Source organism: Thermostichus sp. MS-CIW-23 (assembly GCF_054059455.1).
Genome location: NZ_JBSSCC010000048.1, coordinates 1 through 16,932 on the forward strand (window position 1 = coordinate 1; position 16,932 = coordinate 16,932).

At 57.9% G+C, this 16,932-nt stretch carries 14 protein-coding genes; 11 read left to right on the forward strand and 3 right to left on the reverse strand.

Annotation, left to right across the window (positions count from 1 at the left end; genetic code table 11):
* Window positions 1–235 (forward strand): zinc ribbon domain-containing protein (locus ACVW0B_RS12810; RefSeq protein ID WP_457491867.1); only part of this gene is annotated, 235 nt, incomplete at its 5' end.
* Between the two features lie 59 nt (window positions 236–294).
* Window positions 295–1,554 (forward strand): ABC transporter substrate-binding protein, encoded by a 1,260-nt coding sequence (locus ACVW0B_RS12815; RefSeq protein ID WP_457491868.1) that lies wholly within the window; start codon window positions 295–297, stop codon window positions 1,552–1,554.
* Window positions 1,555–1,557: 3 nt separating this feature from the next.
* Here the strand turns inward: ACVW0B_RS12815 and ACVW0B_RS12820 are convergent, their stop codons facing one another.
* The 3 genes from ACVW0B_RS12820 to ACVW0B_RS12830 all read right to left on the reverse strand — a co-directional run bounded on the left by ACVW0B_RS12820 (window position 1,558) and on the right by ACVW0B_RS12830 (window position 6,244).
* The gene (locus ACVW0B_RS12820) at window positions 1,558–4,566 is read right to left on the reverse strand and encodes an ATP-binding protein (protein WP_457491869.1); all 3,009 of its coding nucleotides are present in this window, start codon (window positions 4,564–4,566) and stop codon (window positions 1,558–1,560) included.
* A gap of 18 nt (window positions 4,567–4,584) precedes the next feature.
* Entirely contained in the window at window positions 4,585–5,226 is a 642-nt protein-coding gene (locus ACVW0B_RS12825; RefSeq protein ID WP_457491870.1) for an ABC transporter permease, read from the reverse strand.
* Between the two features lie 226 nt (window positions 5,227–5,452).
* Complete coding sequence (locus tag ACVW0B_RS12830) at window positions 5,453–6,244, reverse strand: hypothetical protein (protein ID WP_457491871.1); 792 nt, start codon at window positions 6,242–6,244, stop codon at window positions 5,453–5,455.
* A 215-nt stretch (window positions 6,245–6,459) separates the two neighbouring features.
* Between ACVW0B_RS12830 and ACVW0B_RS12835 the strand changes: the two genes are divergently transcribed.
* The 9 genes from ACVW0B_RS12835 to ACVW0B_RS12875 all read left to right on the forward strand — a co-directional run bounded on the left by ACVW0B_RS12835 (window position 6,460) and on the right by ACVW0B_RS12875 (window position 16,830).
* Window positions 6,460–6,945, forward strand: coding sequence for an ureidoglycolate lyase (locus ACVW0B_RS12835; protein ID WP_011431703.1), 486 nt, complete (start codon window positions 6,460–6,462; stop codon window positions 6,943–6,945).
* 549 nt (window positions 6,946–7,494) lie between these two features.
* The gene (locus ACVW0B_RS12840) at window positions 7,495–7,641 is read left to right on the forward strand and encodes a hypothetical protein (protein WP_187147246.1); all 147 of its coding nucleotides are present in this window, start codon (window positions 7,495–7,497) and stop codon (window positions 7,639–7,641) included.
* Between the two features lie 16 nt (window positions 7,642–7,657).
* Window positions 7,658–8,797 carry a CAP domain-containing protein gene (locus ACVW0B_RS12845; protein ID WP_457491872.1) on the forward strand — a complete coding sequence of 380 codons (1,140 nt, stop codon included), beginning with the start codon at window positions 7,658–7,660 and terminating at the stop codon, window positions 8,795–8,797.
* Between the two features lie 484 nt (window positions 8,798–9,281).
* Window positions 9,282–10,829 (forward strand): ferredoxin--nitrite reductase, encoded by a 1,548-nt coding sequence (locus tag ACVW0B_RS12850; protein WP_457490262.1) that lies wholly within the window; start codon window positions 9,282–9,284, stop codon window positions 10,827–10,829.
* Between the two features lie 61 nt (window positions 10,830–10,890).
* Window positions 10,891–12,213, forward strand: a complete 1,323-nt coding sequence (locus ACVW0B_RS12855; RefSeq protein WP_457491873.1) for a CmpA/NrtA family ABC transporter substrate-binding protein — start codon at window positions 10,891–10,893, stop codon at window positions 12,211–12,213.
* A 145-nt stretch (window positions 12,214–12,358) separates the two neighbouring features.
* The gene (gene ntrB, locus ACVW0B_RS12860) at window positions 12,359–13,318 is read left to right on the forward strand and encodes a nitrate ABC transporter permease (protein ID WP_099834651.1); all 960 of its coding nucleotides are present in this window, start codon (window positions 12,359–12,361) and stop codon (window positions 13,316–13,318) included.
* Between the two features lie 72 nt (window positions 13,319–13,390).
* On the forward strand, window positions 13,391–15,382 hold the full coding sequence (locus ACVW0B_RS12865) for a nitrate ABC transporter ATP-binding protein (RefSeq protein WP_457491874.1): 1,992 nt from the start codon (window positions 13,391–13,393) through the stop codon (window positions 15,380–15,382).
* Window positions 15,383–15,420: 38 nt separating this feature from the next.
* Entirely contained in the window at window positions 15,421–16,263 is an 843-nt protein-coding gene (locus ACVW0B_RS12870; RefSeq protein ID WP_457491876.1) for an ABC transporter ATP-binding protein, read from the forward strand.
* A gap of 33 nt (window positions 16,264–16,296) precedes the next feature.
* On the forward strand, window positions 16,297–16,830 hold the full coding sequence (locus ACVW0B_RS12875) for a Uma2 family endonuclease (protein ID WP_457491875.1): 534 nt from the start codon (window positions 16,297–16,299) through the stop codon (window positions 16,828–16,830).
* Window positions 16,831–16,932: the final 102 nt, after the last annotated feature.

Genomic DNA, 16,932 nt, shown 5'->3' on the forward strand with positions numbered 1-16,932 from the left:
AGTATCGGAAGCGTACACCAGCAAAACCTGTACCAAGTGCGGGCACATCCACACTAAGTTGGGTGGCGCAAAGGTGTTTAGATGCCCAAAGTGCAGCCATAGGCTACCACGAGATTGGCAAGGCGCTCTGGGTGTTATGCTCAGGGCTTTGCGGGATACCGCCTTTCTGTTCGGAAACGGACAGAATGCTATCGCTTCACCGTTGAGCAGTAATGGTCAGCAGTGTTCAGCGTAAATGTATCAGTTTAAGTTGAATCTGGAACCTGAAAGTTGGATGGGGATGGTGGCAAGGCTATGCAACTCAAAAGCGTTTTCTGGAAGCGGCGGCAGGTATTGGCCGGCCTGGGATCCCTGGGGGCTTGGGTGTTGAGTCAAGGCTCTCCGTTTGCCCAGAATGCCCCCCAGAACACGGTGGATCTGGGATCCCTGAGCTGGGCAGACATTCTGGAGCGGGCGCGGGGCAGCTCTGTCAACTGGGCCATGTGGAGCGGCAGCGAGGCCATCAATGGCTTCGTGGATGGCTGGGTGAAAAGCCAGTTGCAGGAGCGTTATGGCATTCGCTTGAACCGGATCCCGCTCACGGATACCGTTGAAGCAGTCAACAAGGTGATTGGGGAGGTACAGGCCGGGCTGCTCAGCGGCGGCAGCATCGATCTCATCTGGATCAATGGCAACAACTTCCGCACCCTCAAGCAGGGGAATTTGCTCTTCGGCCCTTTTGCTGAGAAATTGCCCAGCTTGCCCTTCTACGATCCCGCCGACATTGCAACGGATTTTGGCCTGCCCACCGAGGGCTATTCTGCACCCTACACCGGCAACTACTTTTTGATGGCCTATGATGCCGAGCGGGTACCCAATCCCCCCCAGAGCTACGCCGAACTGTTGGCTTGGGCAGAGGCCAATCCAGGGCGATTTACCTACGTGGCCCCGCCGGATTTTCATGGCAGCCGCTTTTTGTTGAGCGCCTTCTATGGTGTGACCGGGGGCTATGCTCAGTACAGCGGGCCGGACTTCGATGCCGATCTCTGGGCGCGACAATCCCCTGCCCTGGTGGAATACCTGAGAAAGCTGGATCCCTTCCTGTGGAGACAGGGCCAAACCTACCCGCCCACCTTTGCCCGCCTGGCGGAGCTTTTTGCCAACGGCGAAGTGTGGCTCATCCCCACCTTTATCGATCAGGTGATCTTACGCAAGGGCAACGGCCAATTTCCCCCCAGCACCACCCCCTATGGGATCCCGGGCACCAGCTTGATCGATCCCTCGTTTACAGCCATTCCCATTAATGCGGCCAATCCTTGGGGGGCAATGGTCCTGGCAGAGGTCTTGGCCAGCCCGGAGGGGCAGCTGGAAAAGTTCAAGCCGGAGGTCTGGGGGGATCTGCCGCTCATTGATGTCAGCCGGTTGTCTGCCGACTACCAAACAGCTTTTGCCCAGCTGGAGGCTGCTGCCGGGATCCCCATTCAAGAGGCCATTGCTGGGGCAGTGCCCATCGTGAACTCCGAATACACAGTGCAACTGGAGGCCCTCTGGCAGCAACAAGTCTTGCCGGGATAGGGGTCAGGTATGCCCCTCACCCCCAGCCTCTTTCCAAAAGGGGAGGTCTTCTGACATTGGGGGTGGGCCGGGCAATGGCGGAGCAGGATCCTCACCTTGGGGCAACCAAACTTGGAAATGCGTCCATCCATCCGAGCTGTTGACGGAGATATTCCCCCCCATATGCTCCACCAGTTGCTTCACCAAAGCCAGCCCCAGGCCGGTGCCGCCGTGCTTCCAGCGATCCGATTGCGGGATCCGGTAAAACTTTTCAAAGATGCGGGGCAGCTCTGGCTCTGGGATCTCGCTGCTGTTGCTGCAGACGAAGAGGATCCCCTCTCCTTCTGAGACAACCCGCAGGTGGATGGATCCCTCGGGGGCCGTGTACTTGATGGCGTTGTGCAGCAGCTCGCGCAGAATGCGCCCCAAGCAGGTGGGGTCGGCCCAAAGCGAGGGGATCCCTGCCTCCAGGTGCAGTTGCAGGTGTTGATGTTTGGCTTGGGCCAAAGGCTGAGCCCCGGCCAGCAAATCTTGTAAATACCGCGGCAGAAAAATATTCTCTGGTTGCAGCAGATACGTCCCGGCTCCCAGCCGTCGCATATCCAGCAGGTCGTTAATGAGCTCGATTTGCCGGTTGCACTCTTTCAGGGCAATGGTGAAGTAGTGCCGCTGTTTCTCGGGGTTATCGCGGGTCATTTGCAGCATTTGCAAGGCCATGCGCACATTGGTCATGGGGGTGCGCAGCTCGTGGGAGACGGTGCTGAGGAAATCATCCTTCAGCAGATTCAGCCGCTCCAATTCCTTCACCTGCGCTTGGGCTGCTTGGTACAAACGGGCTTGGCGGATGGCCAGGGCACACAAGTTGGCCACCTGATAGGCCAGTTGAATCTCGTCTTCGGAAAACTCTTGCTCCGGCAGCCGCTCCAACAGCAAAGCTCCCAGCCGCTTCTCTTTGTCCCAAAGGGTGCAGACCAGCAGCCGCACCCAGCGTCCTTCCTTCCGACAACAGCAGTGGATTTTCCATTTCTGCTGTGAGGAAGAATGGGACTGCAGCAGGCGCAAGAACTCCGGGTCACTGGCGTAGTCTGGCCCATGCAAGGGATCCGCCCTGTCGCCCTGAGCTGCATCAGAAGAGAGAAGGGGGGAGTAGCAGTAGCCAGGGATCCAGGTTGACCCATCTTCTAAAAGCAGCAGGATTTGGCAGCAGGTCAGGCTTAGCGCTTCGGCAAGGGCTCTGACCACTTCTTCCAGGATTTCCCCCTCGTTTAGGCTGACCACCATCCGGCTGCTGAGGGCGCGCAGCACCCCCTCAAAATACAAGGCCTGCTGCAGCTTGGCCGTGCGCAGCTCCACCTGGGCTTCTAGCTCCCGGTTGAGGGCCTGCAACTGTTGTTCTGCCCGCTTTTGCTCGGTGATCTCCCGCCCCACCGACAGGATCTCCACCAAGCGGCCTTGGCTGTCGAAAATGCCCTGATCCACCCAGCTAATCCAGCGGGACTGGCCGTTTTCTCCGGGATACTCCCGCTCGCTGCAGTAGAAAGGATGCTCAGGCGTGAGAGCAGCAAAAGCTTGCAACACCTTAGCCTGCTCTTCTTCCGGCAGCCGATCCCGCCAAGGTTGGCCCACCACCTCCTCTGCCCGCCGACCGAAGAAGCGCAAGTAGGCAGGATTGACGAAGGTGATGCAGGTATCGGGCCGAAAGCGACAAATGAGCTCCGTCTGCTGTTCCACCACGGCGCGGTATTCTTGCTGCTGCTGCCAGAGACGATCCAGCAGGGCCTGCTGAGCTGCTGCCGCCTGCTGCCAGGCTTTGGCCAGGGTCTGCACCTCCTGGATGGGGCCGGGATCCAAAGGAGGCCAGGGCTGGAAACCGCTTTGGATAAATTGCTCGGCTACTTGGGTGAGGCGGCGCAGGGGACGGGAAAGAGCTTCGCCGAGGAGGATCCCTGTCCCCAGCATGCTCAGCAATAGCCCACCCCCCAGCAGCGCAGCCTGTTGGGCGCTCCGATGGACTTTGGCCAGAAGGGTTGCCTCTGGGATCCCGTACACGAGATAAAAACCTAGCCTCCCTTCACTCTGAACGGACTCCACCTCCGCCCAGTAGGGGATCCCGCCAACCACGAGGCGCAGCGAATCTTGGGAAGAGGCCGTCCCCCAGGAGCCCACCTGCTCTTGCACGGCCACCAGCAGCGGATGGGGAGCAGGCCCCGCCGTACTGGCCACCACTTGCCCCTCTTCGTCCAGCAGAAAGCTCACCCCCACAGCAGAGCTGCCTTGTACTCGTTCCAGAAAAGCCTGAAGCTGCTGAATGGACAGGGAAGCCAATAAGCTGCCGTAAACCCGCCCCCCCGAGTCGGTCAGGGATAGGGACGTCACGATCAGCCGCTCTGGATCCTGGGCAGGAAGCTCCGCAAAAAATCGGGTTACCACCCAAGTGTCGCGGATCCCTTCCGACTGCAGGAGCTGGGGAAACCAGAACAACCGCCTCAAATCCACAAAGCCTAACTGCCTCCTCAGGCCAGTGGGATCCCCTGTCTCTGGATCCCGTTGGCAGCCCTGGACGGATCCCGGCAACAGGCCGGGTGTGTGGTAAGTCCAGATCGACCCATCGGCGTGGCGGCGGGCGATCACAAACCCCCCTTGAGCCGAGACAAAGCCGACATAGCTCAGCTCAGGAAATGGCTGCAACTGGCGGGCAAAGTGAGCTTCCAGCACCTCTAGATCGGCTGGGCTGGGGGTTGTCAAATCGGGCAGCAGCCCCCCCCTCACTGCCCCTTGATTGAGGGCATTGATCTGAAGGGGAATTTGCAAATATCTGGCAAGATGCTCTTCGGTGCGGTCGGTAACTTCCCGCCTCAGTTGCTCCGTCAAGCGCAGCGCCAGGTGTCGCCCGCCCTGCCAGGAGAGATAGGCCACTCCCCCCACTCCCCCTGCTACTGAGAGCACTAGGGGCAGCAGCAACGCCACCCGCAAAGGAATGGAGCGGAAAGGCCACCGGGATCGCACTTCAGAAGAACTAGAGGAAGACGGCATGGGATCCCTCACAGAACCTCAGGCTTGGGGAGGTTCCAAAGCCCGCTGCAGAGTGCCAAGGCCGATCTCGGCCGCAATAGCCAGAAGGGCCACTGGAACCGCCCCCACCAGCAAGATGGCGTTGTCATAGAGAGCAAACCCTAGAGTAATGAAAGTACCCAGCCCTCCTGCGCCGATAAACGCTGCCAGAGTAGCACTGGCAATCACCTCAATGGTAGCCGTTTTAACACCGGCCAGGATCACCGGCAAGGCCAAAGGGATCTCCACGTGCCGCAGTACCTGGGCAGGGGTCATGCCCATGCTCAAGGCGGCTTCACGCAGGGCCGGCTCAAGGCTGCGGAAGGCCACATCCGTGCTGATCAGAATGGGGGGCAACGCCAGAAGGGTTAGGGCGACAACTGCCGAACGAACGCTGAGGCCGAAATAGGGGATGGCCAAAAACAAAATGGCTAAGCTGGGGATCACCCGCAGGCTGCTAAACGCATTGATCACCACCAGAGAAAGCATCTGGGAGCGGGAGCTGAAAAAACCCAGCGGCAAACCCAACAGCAGCCCCATTCCTAAAGGCACCGCCACCAGTTGTAGGTGTTGGACGAAAGCTTGAAACAGCATGTCGCTGTGGCTCTGGGCGTAGCTGAGGGAGCGGGCCAAAAGGCTCATCTAGAGGTGTGTGGATGACAGAGGGATCCAAGACAAGCCCCAGTGTAGCGCCGGCAGGCGATCTTGACAGTGCGGAATAGTGCAGAGCGGGGATTTAGCACCAATCAGGGAGATGGGGTCACTCCAATTTCGGTCTCCGACCTGCTAACGCGGTGCAATCAACCTCAACTTTCTCCCAAGGATTAGAACCCACAGCGCCGCCTGCCGACAAAAATAACCATCTGTTTCACTGCCCATCTGAGTTGCCATCTCTATCCTGCTGATCTTTCTCAATCTTGTCTGGATCCCTGTTTGGGGGATGGTTGGCTTCTCGCTCTTGCAAACGGCGGATTTGGGAGCGCACCTGCAAAGCAATCTGTAAAGCAGTCTCTAGGATACGACCCTGTTCGCTGGCCTGCTCGCTCACCTGCAGAGCTGTCAAAGCTGCCAAGTTATCGCCGAAGAACTCGCTCTGCTGCTCGATCAGGTCTTCGTTTTGCCGCAAGATCCGTTCGGTTTTCAAGGCACGGATGAGATCGGCCCGGGTCAGCTTCAGCGCTTCGATCACCTCAGCCCTCTGGGCCAGCTTCACCTCGGGGTTGCCCGCTTCCACCAACTGATCATTGACATGGATGGCCTGGATGATTCGGTTGTAGCGATCCACCTCCTCCAGCAAATTCAGCAGCAGCGGCATGCGACGGCTGCGGAAAATCCAATAGGCTTGGCCCAGGGCGGCAATAGCCGCCAGGATCCCCCATTCCACCGGCCAAGTGCCCCAAGTGGCCTGTAGGCCAGGGATCCAAATCCGCCCCACCAGGGTAAGTAGGGATCCCCCTGTCCAGAAGGTCAAGAAACGCAAGAACAAGTCCAGCGTCACCAGCAAGCGTAGGAGATCCCAGAAAGCGGAGAACTGGCGCAGGCGATCCTTAAAGCGACGAACGGGCCGAGGCCGATACAACCAAGCCACCGGCACTTGAGAGAGGCTTTCAACTTGAGCTGGGGAGATGATCAGCTCTTGTAAGTCCCGCTGCATCGCCATTTGCTCTGCTGAGGCTGGGAAGTTTTCCCATTGTACTTGCGACCTTGAGCAGCTTGGGCTTGCTCAGGGATCCCTTCCCAGAAGGGAAGCTGCCTGGCCAAGTCTCGATAGAATGGGGTTCGCTGGGCTGTTTGCGTCTTCACGCCCTCGTGCTCACGTTGTAGGGCAACAGTGAGACACAAGACAGCTCGTCAAACGCAAAGGAGAAGAGCAGGGTGACCAGCCAATTGCGCCAACTGAAGGCCCATCTCGCTGAACCGGAAAACTTTGCCCCCTACGGACAGGTCATTTGCCCCACTCCCGATCACAAACCCTTCGACAGTCAAGATGCTCAGTTGTTCTTGAATCAAGGGCAGCCCCGCTTTTACATCATGCGCTTGCCTCGCCGCGGCCTCAAGTTTACTCAGATCACCCACCACATCCGCTGCACCCAGTGCCTGGGATCCCTCAATGGCAAGGAGTGGTTTATTGGTGTTGCACCCCCTGCCGATGAGCTGCACGTGGATCAGATTCAAGCCTTTCGGGTGCCTGGGGATCGCTTTATCAAACTGGAGATGGGTACCTGGCATGCCGGCCCCTATTTTGACCACGAAGAGTTCATCGATTTCTACAACTTAGAGCTGGCCGACACCAACATCACCGATCACGAAACCATAAACTTACTCCAAACCTACAACCTGGAGTTCCAGATCACCCCCTGACAAGCTTTTGGGGATCCCTTATCAATCGGGCAAAAAGCAGCATTGATCACAGCAATCTTTCGCTTGAGCGCAAGAAGAGCATGCCTCTAACCCCCAAAACCCTGAACTTTGCTGAATTTACTGAGCTTTAGGCGGTTTGGCAAAAGTCATTGAGAGGGATATAGTAGACCAAGTTTCCCCCTGATCCTTGAGTCCACCGCAACGGTTGCCGGGAAGTGAAGGGGGAAAGCGCTCGGGGGGTATTCCTCAGGGCTTTGCGGGATACCGCCTTCCTGCTCAGAGATAGGCAGGATGCGATCGCTTCTTTCCTGAACCATGTTCAGGAGAGTTCAGCGTGAATGTATCAGTTGTGGGGATCCGTACTCCACTATGGGTGGAGAGAGAAAGTGGGCTTGGATCCCATTCCTAGTGGATGTAGCCGACTTGGGTGAGCGTTCCTTGACTTGGGCTTAAGTTATACCCTTGTCGGCATGAGTTTTGACGCTGTGGCCCACTCGGCCAGGTGATAGAACAGGGTCAAACCCAACAGCATTTGGGAGGTTTGTTGTCATGGCTACGTTGCAACCCAAAGTGACCCACCAGCTTTTGGCGGCCTTAGCCCTGTTTGCCTGTCTGGGCTTGTTGCCTGCTTGTGGCGAGAGCAGCAGCAGCACCGTCAGCCCCCCCAGCATCACCCCCACCCCCACCGGCTCATAATTCGGCTGGTTTTTGCATGCCCTTGCAGCGGTTGCCCAAGTTGGTTCAGCTTTGGGCTTTGAGGATCGCGGGGATCTTTTGTCTTTGTCTGCTGGCGGCCTGTGGAGGATCCCCTACCTCGATGGAGCCACCGCGGGCAGGGGAAGTGCCGATTGCCAGCTTCCTGTGCCGGTTGGATCGCCAGACCCGCAGCTTCACGGGGCCTATTTACGCCGAACAGCCCCAGGTTGCCACCTGCAACCCCGGTCGCCTTACGCCTGCAGCAGCCCAAAAGATGATGGATCGGCTGAATTTTCTACGGCTGTTGCACCAGTTACCGCCGGTGAAGCTCAATCCTCAGTTCCTAGAAGCCGCCCAGCAAGCGGCCTTGATGCAGGTAGCCAATGGTACTCTCAGCCACCAGCCGCCCCCTTCTTGGCGCTGCTTTACCCCTGCTGGGGAGGCGGGATCCCGCTTCAGCAACCTGGCGGTTGGGCCCATCCTAGAGCTGAACGGCCCCGATCCAGGCCGGGTGTTGGCGCGGCAGGTGGACATCTATTTTGCCGAGCCAGGTCGAGAAAACTTTGTGGATGTGGGGCATCGCCGCTGGAACCTGTATCCTCAGTACGCCCAGGGGGCCTACGGCATTGTCTTTGACCCACGGGCCGGACGGGTGACCCAGGCCAACGCCAACTGGATCTTCGGTTTTGACGAGTCGGTGCCAGATCCAGAGTTCATCGCCTTCCCGGAGAAAGACGGCTACCTCTACCGCCTAGAAGGGTTTTCCGGCCAGCCCCTGTCTGCCTACCGCTGGTCTTTCTCGGTGCCCAGCCGTGGCGGCAAGGCTGATCTCAGCCAAGCCCAAGTCCGCATCACCGATGCCCTCAGCGGCGAGCCGGTGCCTGTTGGAGATCTCCGCGTGGGGGATCCCGCCTTTGGCCTGGAAACTTTGACCTACTCCGTGGGTTCGATCCAGCCCAATCGCAACTACACCTTTAAAATTAGCGGCATTCGCCTCAACGGTGGCCCCCCCCGCACCTATCGCTACACCACCGCTCTCTACGACTGCGATCCCCAAACTTCCCAACGGCCCGCACCCCTCACCGAAGGGCTGGGGATCCCGCCCCGTCTGCTCTGGCAGATGGAGCCTTTCAACTCTTTCAACCCTCTCAACTAGCTTTTCCTCACCCCCAGCCCCTTTCCCAAAGGGGGAAGAGGGGTCTGCTGCTGATACATTCACGCTGAACTCTCCTGAACATGGTTCAGGAAAGAAGCGATCGCATCCTGCCTATCTCTGTTCGCGTCAGCGGGACGGAGTCCAAACAGGAAGGCGGTATCCCGCAAAGCCCTGAGGAATACCCCCCGAGCGCTTTCCCCCTTCACTTCCCGGCAACCGTTGCGGTGGACTCAAGGATCAGGGGGAAACTTGGTCTACTATATCCCTCTCAATGACTTTTGCCAAACCGCCTAAAGCTCAGTAAATTCAGCAAAGTTCAGGGTTTTGGGGGTTAGAGGCATGCTCCTGGAAGCCTGACTTTATGTATAAAGCGCAATTCGAGAATGACAAAACTGCATAACCTGTTACAAAGTGTAACTGCCAATACCAAAGTTAACGGTTCGTCATCGCTAGGGTAGCTAGTGTTCACCCCACGGCAGCGATCATGGCGAACCAATTTGAACGCCTCAAAAGCGAAAAGGATGGGCTGGCGGTCAAGGCCGAGCTGGAGGCGTTTGCCCGGATGGGTTGGGAGAACATTCCTGAAGACGACCGGGATCACCGCCTCAAGTGGCTGGGGATCTTCTTTCGCAAGCGCACCCCAGGTCAGTTCATGCTGCGGCTGCGCCTGCCCAATGGGATCCTAACCAGCGGCCAAATGCGCATGTTGGGCGCAATCATCCACCCCTATGGAGAACAGGGCGTAGCCGACATCACCACCCGGCAGAACCTGCAACTGCGGGGCATCCCCATCGAGGAAATGCCCCAGATCCTGGGCTACCTGAAAGAGGTAGGCCTGACCAGCATCCAGTCAGGCATGGACAACGTGCGCAACATCACGGGATCCCCTCTGGCTGGTATTGACCCGGATGAGCTGATCGATGTGCGCGGTCTCACCCGCAAGGTGCAGGACATGATCACCAACAACGGCGAGGGCAACCCTTCCTTCAGCAACCTGCCGCGCAAGTTCAACATCGCCATCTGCGGTTGTCGCGACAACTCCGTGCATGCGGAGATCAACGACCTGGCCTTTGTGCCCGCCTTCAAAAATGGCCGCCTGGGCTTCAACGTCCTGGTGGGCGGCTTTTTCTCGGCTCGCCGCTGCGCCGAGGCAATTGGCCTAGATGTCTGGGTGGATCCCCGCGATGTGGTTCCTCTGTGCGAGGCGGTGCTGCTGGTCTACCGGGATCACGGCCTGCGGGCCAACCGGCAAAAGGCGCGGTTGATGTGGCTCATTGACGAGTGGGGCCTAGAGAAGTTCCGGGCGGCTGTGGAGCGCCAGATAGGCCACCCTCTGCTCAGGGCAGCGGAAAAAGATGAGGTGGTCTGGCACAAGCGGGATCTGCTGGGGGTGCATGCCCAGAAGCAGCCGGGCCTCAACTTTGTCGGCCTGCATGTGCCGGTGGGGCGGCTCAACGCCCTGGAGATGATGGAGCTGGCCCGCTTGGCGGAGGTGTACGGCTCCGGAGAGCTGCGGCTGACGGTGGAGCAGAACGTGCTCATCCCCAATGTGCCCGACTCCCGAGTGGCCCCGCTCCTCAAAGAGCCGCTCTTGAAGAAGTTCTCCCCCAACCCAGGGCCCTTGCAGCGGGGGTTGGTGTCCTGTACGGGCAACCAGTTCTGCAACTTTGCCCTCATCGAGACCAAAAACCGGGCTGTGGCCTTGATGGAGGAGCTGGAGGCGGAGCTGGAGATCCCCCAAACGGTGCGCATCCACTGGACGGGCTGCCCCAACTCCTGCGGCCAACCCCAAGTAGCCGATATCGGCCTTATGGGCACCACTGCTCGCAAGGACGGCAGGGTGGTGGAGGCCGTGGACATCTACATGGGGGGAGAGGTGGGCAAAGACGCCAAGCTGGGCGAATGCGTGCGCCAAGGGATCCCTTGCGAAGACCTCAAGCCCGTCTTGGTGGAGCTACTGATTGAGCACTTCGGGGCCAGGCCGCGTCAGCATCCGTCCGCCGCCCAGGCTTCTGTTTTGGTAACCCGCTAGCGGTTCTGTTGCCGTCCTGAAAGTTTTTCTTTCTTCGTCGTTGTAAATCTTGGAGGTTTCGATGTCTAAGCTGTTCAGCACTTCCTCTCCCGTCTCCCGTCGGCAATTTTTGGCCGGGGTGGCTGCTCTCACGGCTGGGGCGGCCACGGCTGGGATCCCGCGCGCCCAATCGCAATCCTTGGGCAAAGGCTACTGGGTGGCGCAGGCCGATACTCCCGAAACCACCAGCGCCAAGCTGGGGTTCATCGCTCTAACCGACGCGGCCCCCCTGATCATCGCCAAAGAAAAGGGGTTCTTTGACAAGTACGGCATGAAGGACGTAGAGGTGGTCAAGCAGGCCTCTTGGGGCACCACCCGCGACAACTTGGTGCTGGGATCCGCCGCCGGCGGCATCGATGGGGCACACATCCTCACCCCCATGCCCTACCTCATCACTACCGGCAAAGTTACCGATGGCAAGCCGGTGCCTATGTACATTTTGGCCCGTCTCAATCTGGACGGTCAGGGCATTAGCATTTCCAACCAATATCGGGATTTGCAAATCGGCCTGGATAGTTCCCCCCTCAAGGCCAAGTTTGCCGAGCTTCGAGCTGCCGGCAAAGATCCCAAATGCGCGATGACCTTCCCTGGTGGCACCCACGACCTATGGATGCGCTACTGGCTGGCCGCAGGCGGGATCGATCCCACTAGCGACGTCTCCATCATTGTGGTGCCGCCGCCGCAGATGGTGGCCAATATGAAATCCAGAACCATGGAAGCCTTCTGTGTGGGCGAGCCTTGGAATGCCCAGCTGGTGAACCAAAAAGAGGGGTATAGTGCCCTCACCACCGGCGAGCTGTGGAACGGCCACCCGGAAAAGGCCTTTGCCCTGCGGGCCGACTGGGTGGATGCGCACCCGAAAGCCACCCTTGCCCTGTTGAAAGCGGTGCTAGAAGCCCAGATCTGGTGCGACCAGATGGAAAACAAAGAGGAGATGTGTCGCATCATCGGCGACCGCCGCTGGCTGGGGGTGCCTGTGCCCGATATCTTGGGCCGTTCTCGGGGCACTTTTGACTACGGCACCGGCAAGGTCGTTGAAAACAGCCCCCACCTGATGAAGTTCTGGCAGGACTACGCTTCCTACCCCTTCAAGAGCCACGATCTCTGGTTCTTGACCGAAAACATTCGCTGGGGTTACCTACCTGCCGACACCGATACCAAAGCCTTGGTGGAGCGGGTGAATCGGGAAGAACTCTGGCGAGAAGCTGCCAAAGCCATTGGTCAGGGGGCAGCCATTCCCCCCAGCACCTCTCGAGGAGTGGAAACCTTCTTCGACGGGGTGCAGTTCGATCCCGAAAATCCTGCCGCCTACCTGGAGAAATTGGCGATTAAGAAGCTGGCCTAATTTCCCAACTTTCCCCAGCAAGTTAGCTGCAAACCCTCTGTCCAGGAGAGAAGGGATCCCCGAATCCCCACAAAGAGTGTTCAACTGAAACCCCTTCTCTCTTGGGATCCTCTTAAGTTGACTTCAACCTTACTCCCAGCAAGCCATGAGGATTTTCCACTCTGCCCTACAGTTGGGCTACCACCTCTTTCGGATCCTGCTTCCCCTACTGGTTGGCCTAGGCCACTGGCTGCTGAAAACCAGCCCAGGCTTTGTTCTTCAGTCCAATGCCGGGCTCCACTCCCCGGCCAGCTCTGCATCTTCTTCTGCTTGGAGGCAGCGAGTCCAAATCCACCAAGTGCTGCGCCGCGTTCTTTTGCCCACCACGGCCATTTTAATAGTGCTCGTTCTCTGGCAAATTGCCTATAGCCGCCCCGGAGCCAACTTGCCCACCCCTCTCCAGGTTTGGCAGGACACCTGGGATCCCCTCATTAAAGATCCCTTTTTTGACTATGGCGGCAATGCCAAAGGGCTGTTCTGGCAAATTTGGGCCAGCTTGCGGCGGGTGTTCATTGGGTTTGCCCTGGCCGGCTTGGTGGGGGTTGTGGGCGGCATGATCATCGGGGTCAATCGCTGGCTGTACGAGGCTTTGGATCCCATTTTTCAGGTGCTGCGCACGGTGCCGCCTTTGGCCTGGCTGCCGATTTCTTTGGCTGCCTTTCGAGATGCCAACCCTTCCGCCATTTTCGTAATCTTCATTACGGCCCTCTGGCCCATTTTGATCAACACCGTTGTCGGCGTACAGCAGATCCCACAGGACTACCGCAACGTGGCCAGAATTGTGCGCATGTCCGGCTGGAAGTACTTTTTCAAAATCGTTTTCCCGGCAACTGTGCCCTATATTTTTACCGGCTTGCGCATTGGGGTGGGCTTGTCTTGGCTGGCCATTGTGGCAGCGGAAATGTTGATTGGCGGTGTGGGCATCGGGTTCTTCATCTGGGATGCCTGGAATAGCTCCCGCATCAGCGAAATCATTCTGGCTTTGATCTATGTCGGGATGGTGGGTCTTCTGCTGGATCGCATCACGGCTTGGATTGGCTCGCTGGTGGTGGCTGAGGATCGCTAAATGAGCTTGGCCGAGTTTTAGATTGGTTGCTGACAATTTCTCCATGCTCTCAGAAATCATCTCAGAGGAATCATGAAGACCCAGCCTTACATTGAAGTGGATCATGTCGACAAGGAATTTCTCCTCGACAACGGAGAGGTCTATCCTGTCCTGAAAGACATCCACCTGGAGATCCAAAAAGGGGAATTTGTCTCGCTAATTGGCCACTCCGGCTGTGGCAAATCGACCCTACTCAACATCATCGCCGGCCTGGAAAAGCCTTCCCGCGGAGGCATTCTCCTGGAGGGCCGACAAGTTACAGATCCCGGCCCAGATCGCATGGTGGTGTTTCAGAACTATTCCCTGCTGCCCTGGCTGACGGTGCGGGAGAACATTGCCCTGGCCGTGGACGAGGTGCTGGGATCCCTTCCCAAAGCAGAGCGAAGCCGGATTGTGGAAGAGCACATCCGCCAGGTGGGGTTGCAGGGGGCAGCCGACAAGCGACCGGCCCATCTGTCAGGAGGGATGAAACAGCGGGTAGCCATTGCCCGGGCTTTGGCCATCCGTCCGCGGGTGCTGCTGTTGGATGAGCCCTTTGGCGCTCTGGATGCCTTGACGCGCGGCAACCTGCAGGAGCAACTGATGGAGATTGCCCAGGCGGAGCAGCTCACCTGTGTCATGGTTACCCACGATGTGGATGAGGCGCTGCTGCTTTCGGATCGGGTGGTAATGATGACCAATGGCCCGGAGGCCCGCATTGGCCAGATTTTGCGGATCCCTTTTCCTCGGCCCCGCCATCGTTTGGAAGTGGTGCGTCACCCCGATTACTACAGCCTGCGGGGAGAGATGATCTACTTTCTCAACCAGCAAAAGCGGGCTCGCCAAAAAACGCCTGTTCGCGTGGCCATTGCCAAACACGGCCTGGAGAAGGTCAATTTGGAGGTTGGCTTTGTGCCCCTCAACGACTGCGCCCCGCTGGTGGTGGCGCAGGAAAAAGGCCTGTTTCAAAAGCATGGCCTGGAGCAGGTCACCCTGGTGCGGGAGCCAGGCTGGAAGACCATCTGGGAAGGGATCCGCTCCGGTCGGCTGGATGCGGCCATGGTGGTGGCCGGGATCCCGTTGGCTTCCACGTTGGGGGTGGGGGGAGTTCCGGTGCCTTTGATTACCGCGCTAACCCTCTCCCGCGGCGGCAACGCCATTACCTTTGGGCGCAGACTTTGCCTGCAGGGTGTTCTCAGTCCCTGGGATCTGCGCCAACACCTCCGGCAAACTCCTGACGTGGTTCATACCCTAGGGGCGGTGCACCCGGCCTCAATGCAAAACTTCTTGCTGCGCCATTGGCTGGCTAGCGCGGGGGTGGATCCGGATCGGGATGTCACGTTAACCGTGATCCCGCCGCCGCAGATGGTGGCCCACCTCAAGGCCGGCAACATCGATGGCTACTGCGTGGGCGAGCCCTGGAACTCCCGCGCCGTGCGGGAACAGGTGGGGGTTATCGTCGCCACCACCCCTGAAATCTTACCCAGCCACATTGAAAAAGTGCTGACAGTGCGCCAGGATTGGGCGCAAAACTACCCCCGTACCCATGTAGCTCTGGTCAAGGCACTACTGGAGGCTTGTCACTACTGCGATCAGCCGCAGCACCGTTCTGAGATCTTGGAGTGGCTGGCTCAGCCCCAGTATGTGGGCGTGGCCCTGGAGGATCTGCAGCCGGGGTGGACGGGTATTCTGCAGCGGGGAATTGCCGATGAATCCCAAGCCCTCACCGGTTTTCACCAGTTTGCCAACGGGCGCAACACCTGTCCGGAAAGATTGGAACACCTCTGGATCCTGACGCAGATGGCTCGCTGGGGACTCTGCGCTTTTCCCCGCAATTGGGTTTCGGTTCTCGACCAAGTTCTGGACAGCGAAACCTACGCCCTAGCCGCCAGAGAACTGGGCCTTCCGGATCGGGCCCACGACCGCGGAGCTTTACTCTTTGGCGATGGATCCCGCTTTGACGGAGAGGATCCCGTTGCTTACCTGGAGTCGGTGGCCATCCGGCAGAACCTGAAACTGCAGGAGTACCGGCTCAGCGAAGTTTAGCTTTTGTTACCTTAAACTCTCGATTGGAAAACACCATGATGACCAGCTCCCGCACGTTCTCCTCACCGCTATCTTCTGCTTCTCCGGTTGCAGGACTGCCCCTTCTTTGTCTTCAGAATGTGGGCAAGACCTACTTCACCTCAGCAGGGCCCTTCGTTGCGCTGGAAAATATCAATCTGGAAGTGGCTGCCGGTGAGTTTGTTTGCATTATTGGCCACTCCGGTTGCGGCAAATCCACCTTGATCAACATGGTGGCGGGTTTTTCGACTCCCACTTCGGGATCCATCGCCCTCAAGGGCCAGCCCATCACCTCCCCAGGGCCAGATCGGATGATGGTGTTTCAACATTATTCCCTTTTGCCCTGGCTGACGGCTTTTGAAAATGTTTATCTGGTGGTGGATCAGGTTTACCCAAACAAATCCCGGCGGGAGAAAAGGGAAATTGTTCAAGAACATCTGGAATTGGTAGGTTTGGCGGAAGCAGCCCACAAGCGGCCCAAGCAGCTTTCTGGAGGCATGAAGCAAAGGGTAGCCATTGCCCGTGCTCTTGCCGTTCGTCCGCAAGTTTTGCTGTTGGATGAGCCTTTTGGGGCCTTGGATGCCATTACCAAGGAAGATCTACAAGATGAGCTGCTGGCCATTTGGCGGGATCACCGCTGCACAGTTTTGATGATTACCCACGACATCGACGAGGCTCTTTACTTGTCAGACCGTGTGGTGATGATGACCAACGGCCCCGCTGCCCATATCGGTGAGATCTTGACCATTCCCTTTGAGCGACCGCGCATCCGCTCCCGCATTATGGAAATGCCCGAGTTCTACGAATTGCGCAACCGCGCCCTTGACTTCCTCTATCGTCGCTTTGCCCATGGAGGGCATTGAGCTAGGGTTCAAAATACTTGGAGAGGGAAGTTGATGGCCACTGCTCCGGTTCAGGTAGCTCCAACCGATCTCCCAATGGAGGAGCGGGTCTCTAGCTTGCCCAAAACCCTTGCCGACTATCTGGCCAATCCAGTTGCCCAAACCAAATGGGTAGATGGCTACATTGTGGAGAAAGTGGGGCAAACCTTAGGGCATGCCAAGATCCAAACCCGACTTCTCTTCCGTTGGGCCGGTTATGTCGAATGTCAGCAATTGGGAGGCATGGTTTTGGTGAAGGCTCCCGGCCAAACCAAAGGCAGAGTCAGAAGACCTGATGCTGCCTACTCATCTCCAGATTTAATCCAGCAATTTGGAGAGGATATTGCCACGCTGCTGCAGAGCTATCCTCTGGTTGAGGAGATCTTCTCTCCAACCGACTGTGGAGAAGATATTTTCCTAAAAGCCCAAGAGTATCTCAGCTCCGATGTACTGGAAGTCTGGCTGATTTTTCCCAGAAGCAAATACGTTTTTATCCAAACTCAAGATGGCCATCTTTGGCTAGCTGAACAGGACACTGACAAGAGCTAGGTTGTATTACAGCCTGTTAAGGGCTCAAGGGGTACAATAGCAGCACTTAGCAAACCAACTTCGGAAGGAGGATGGATTGATCAGTAGTAAAGAAGTCTTCAC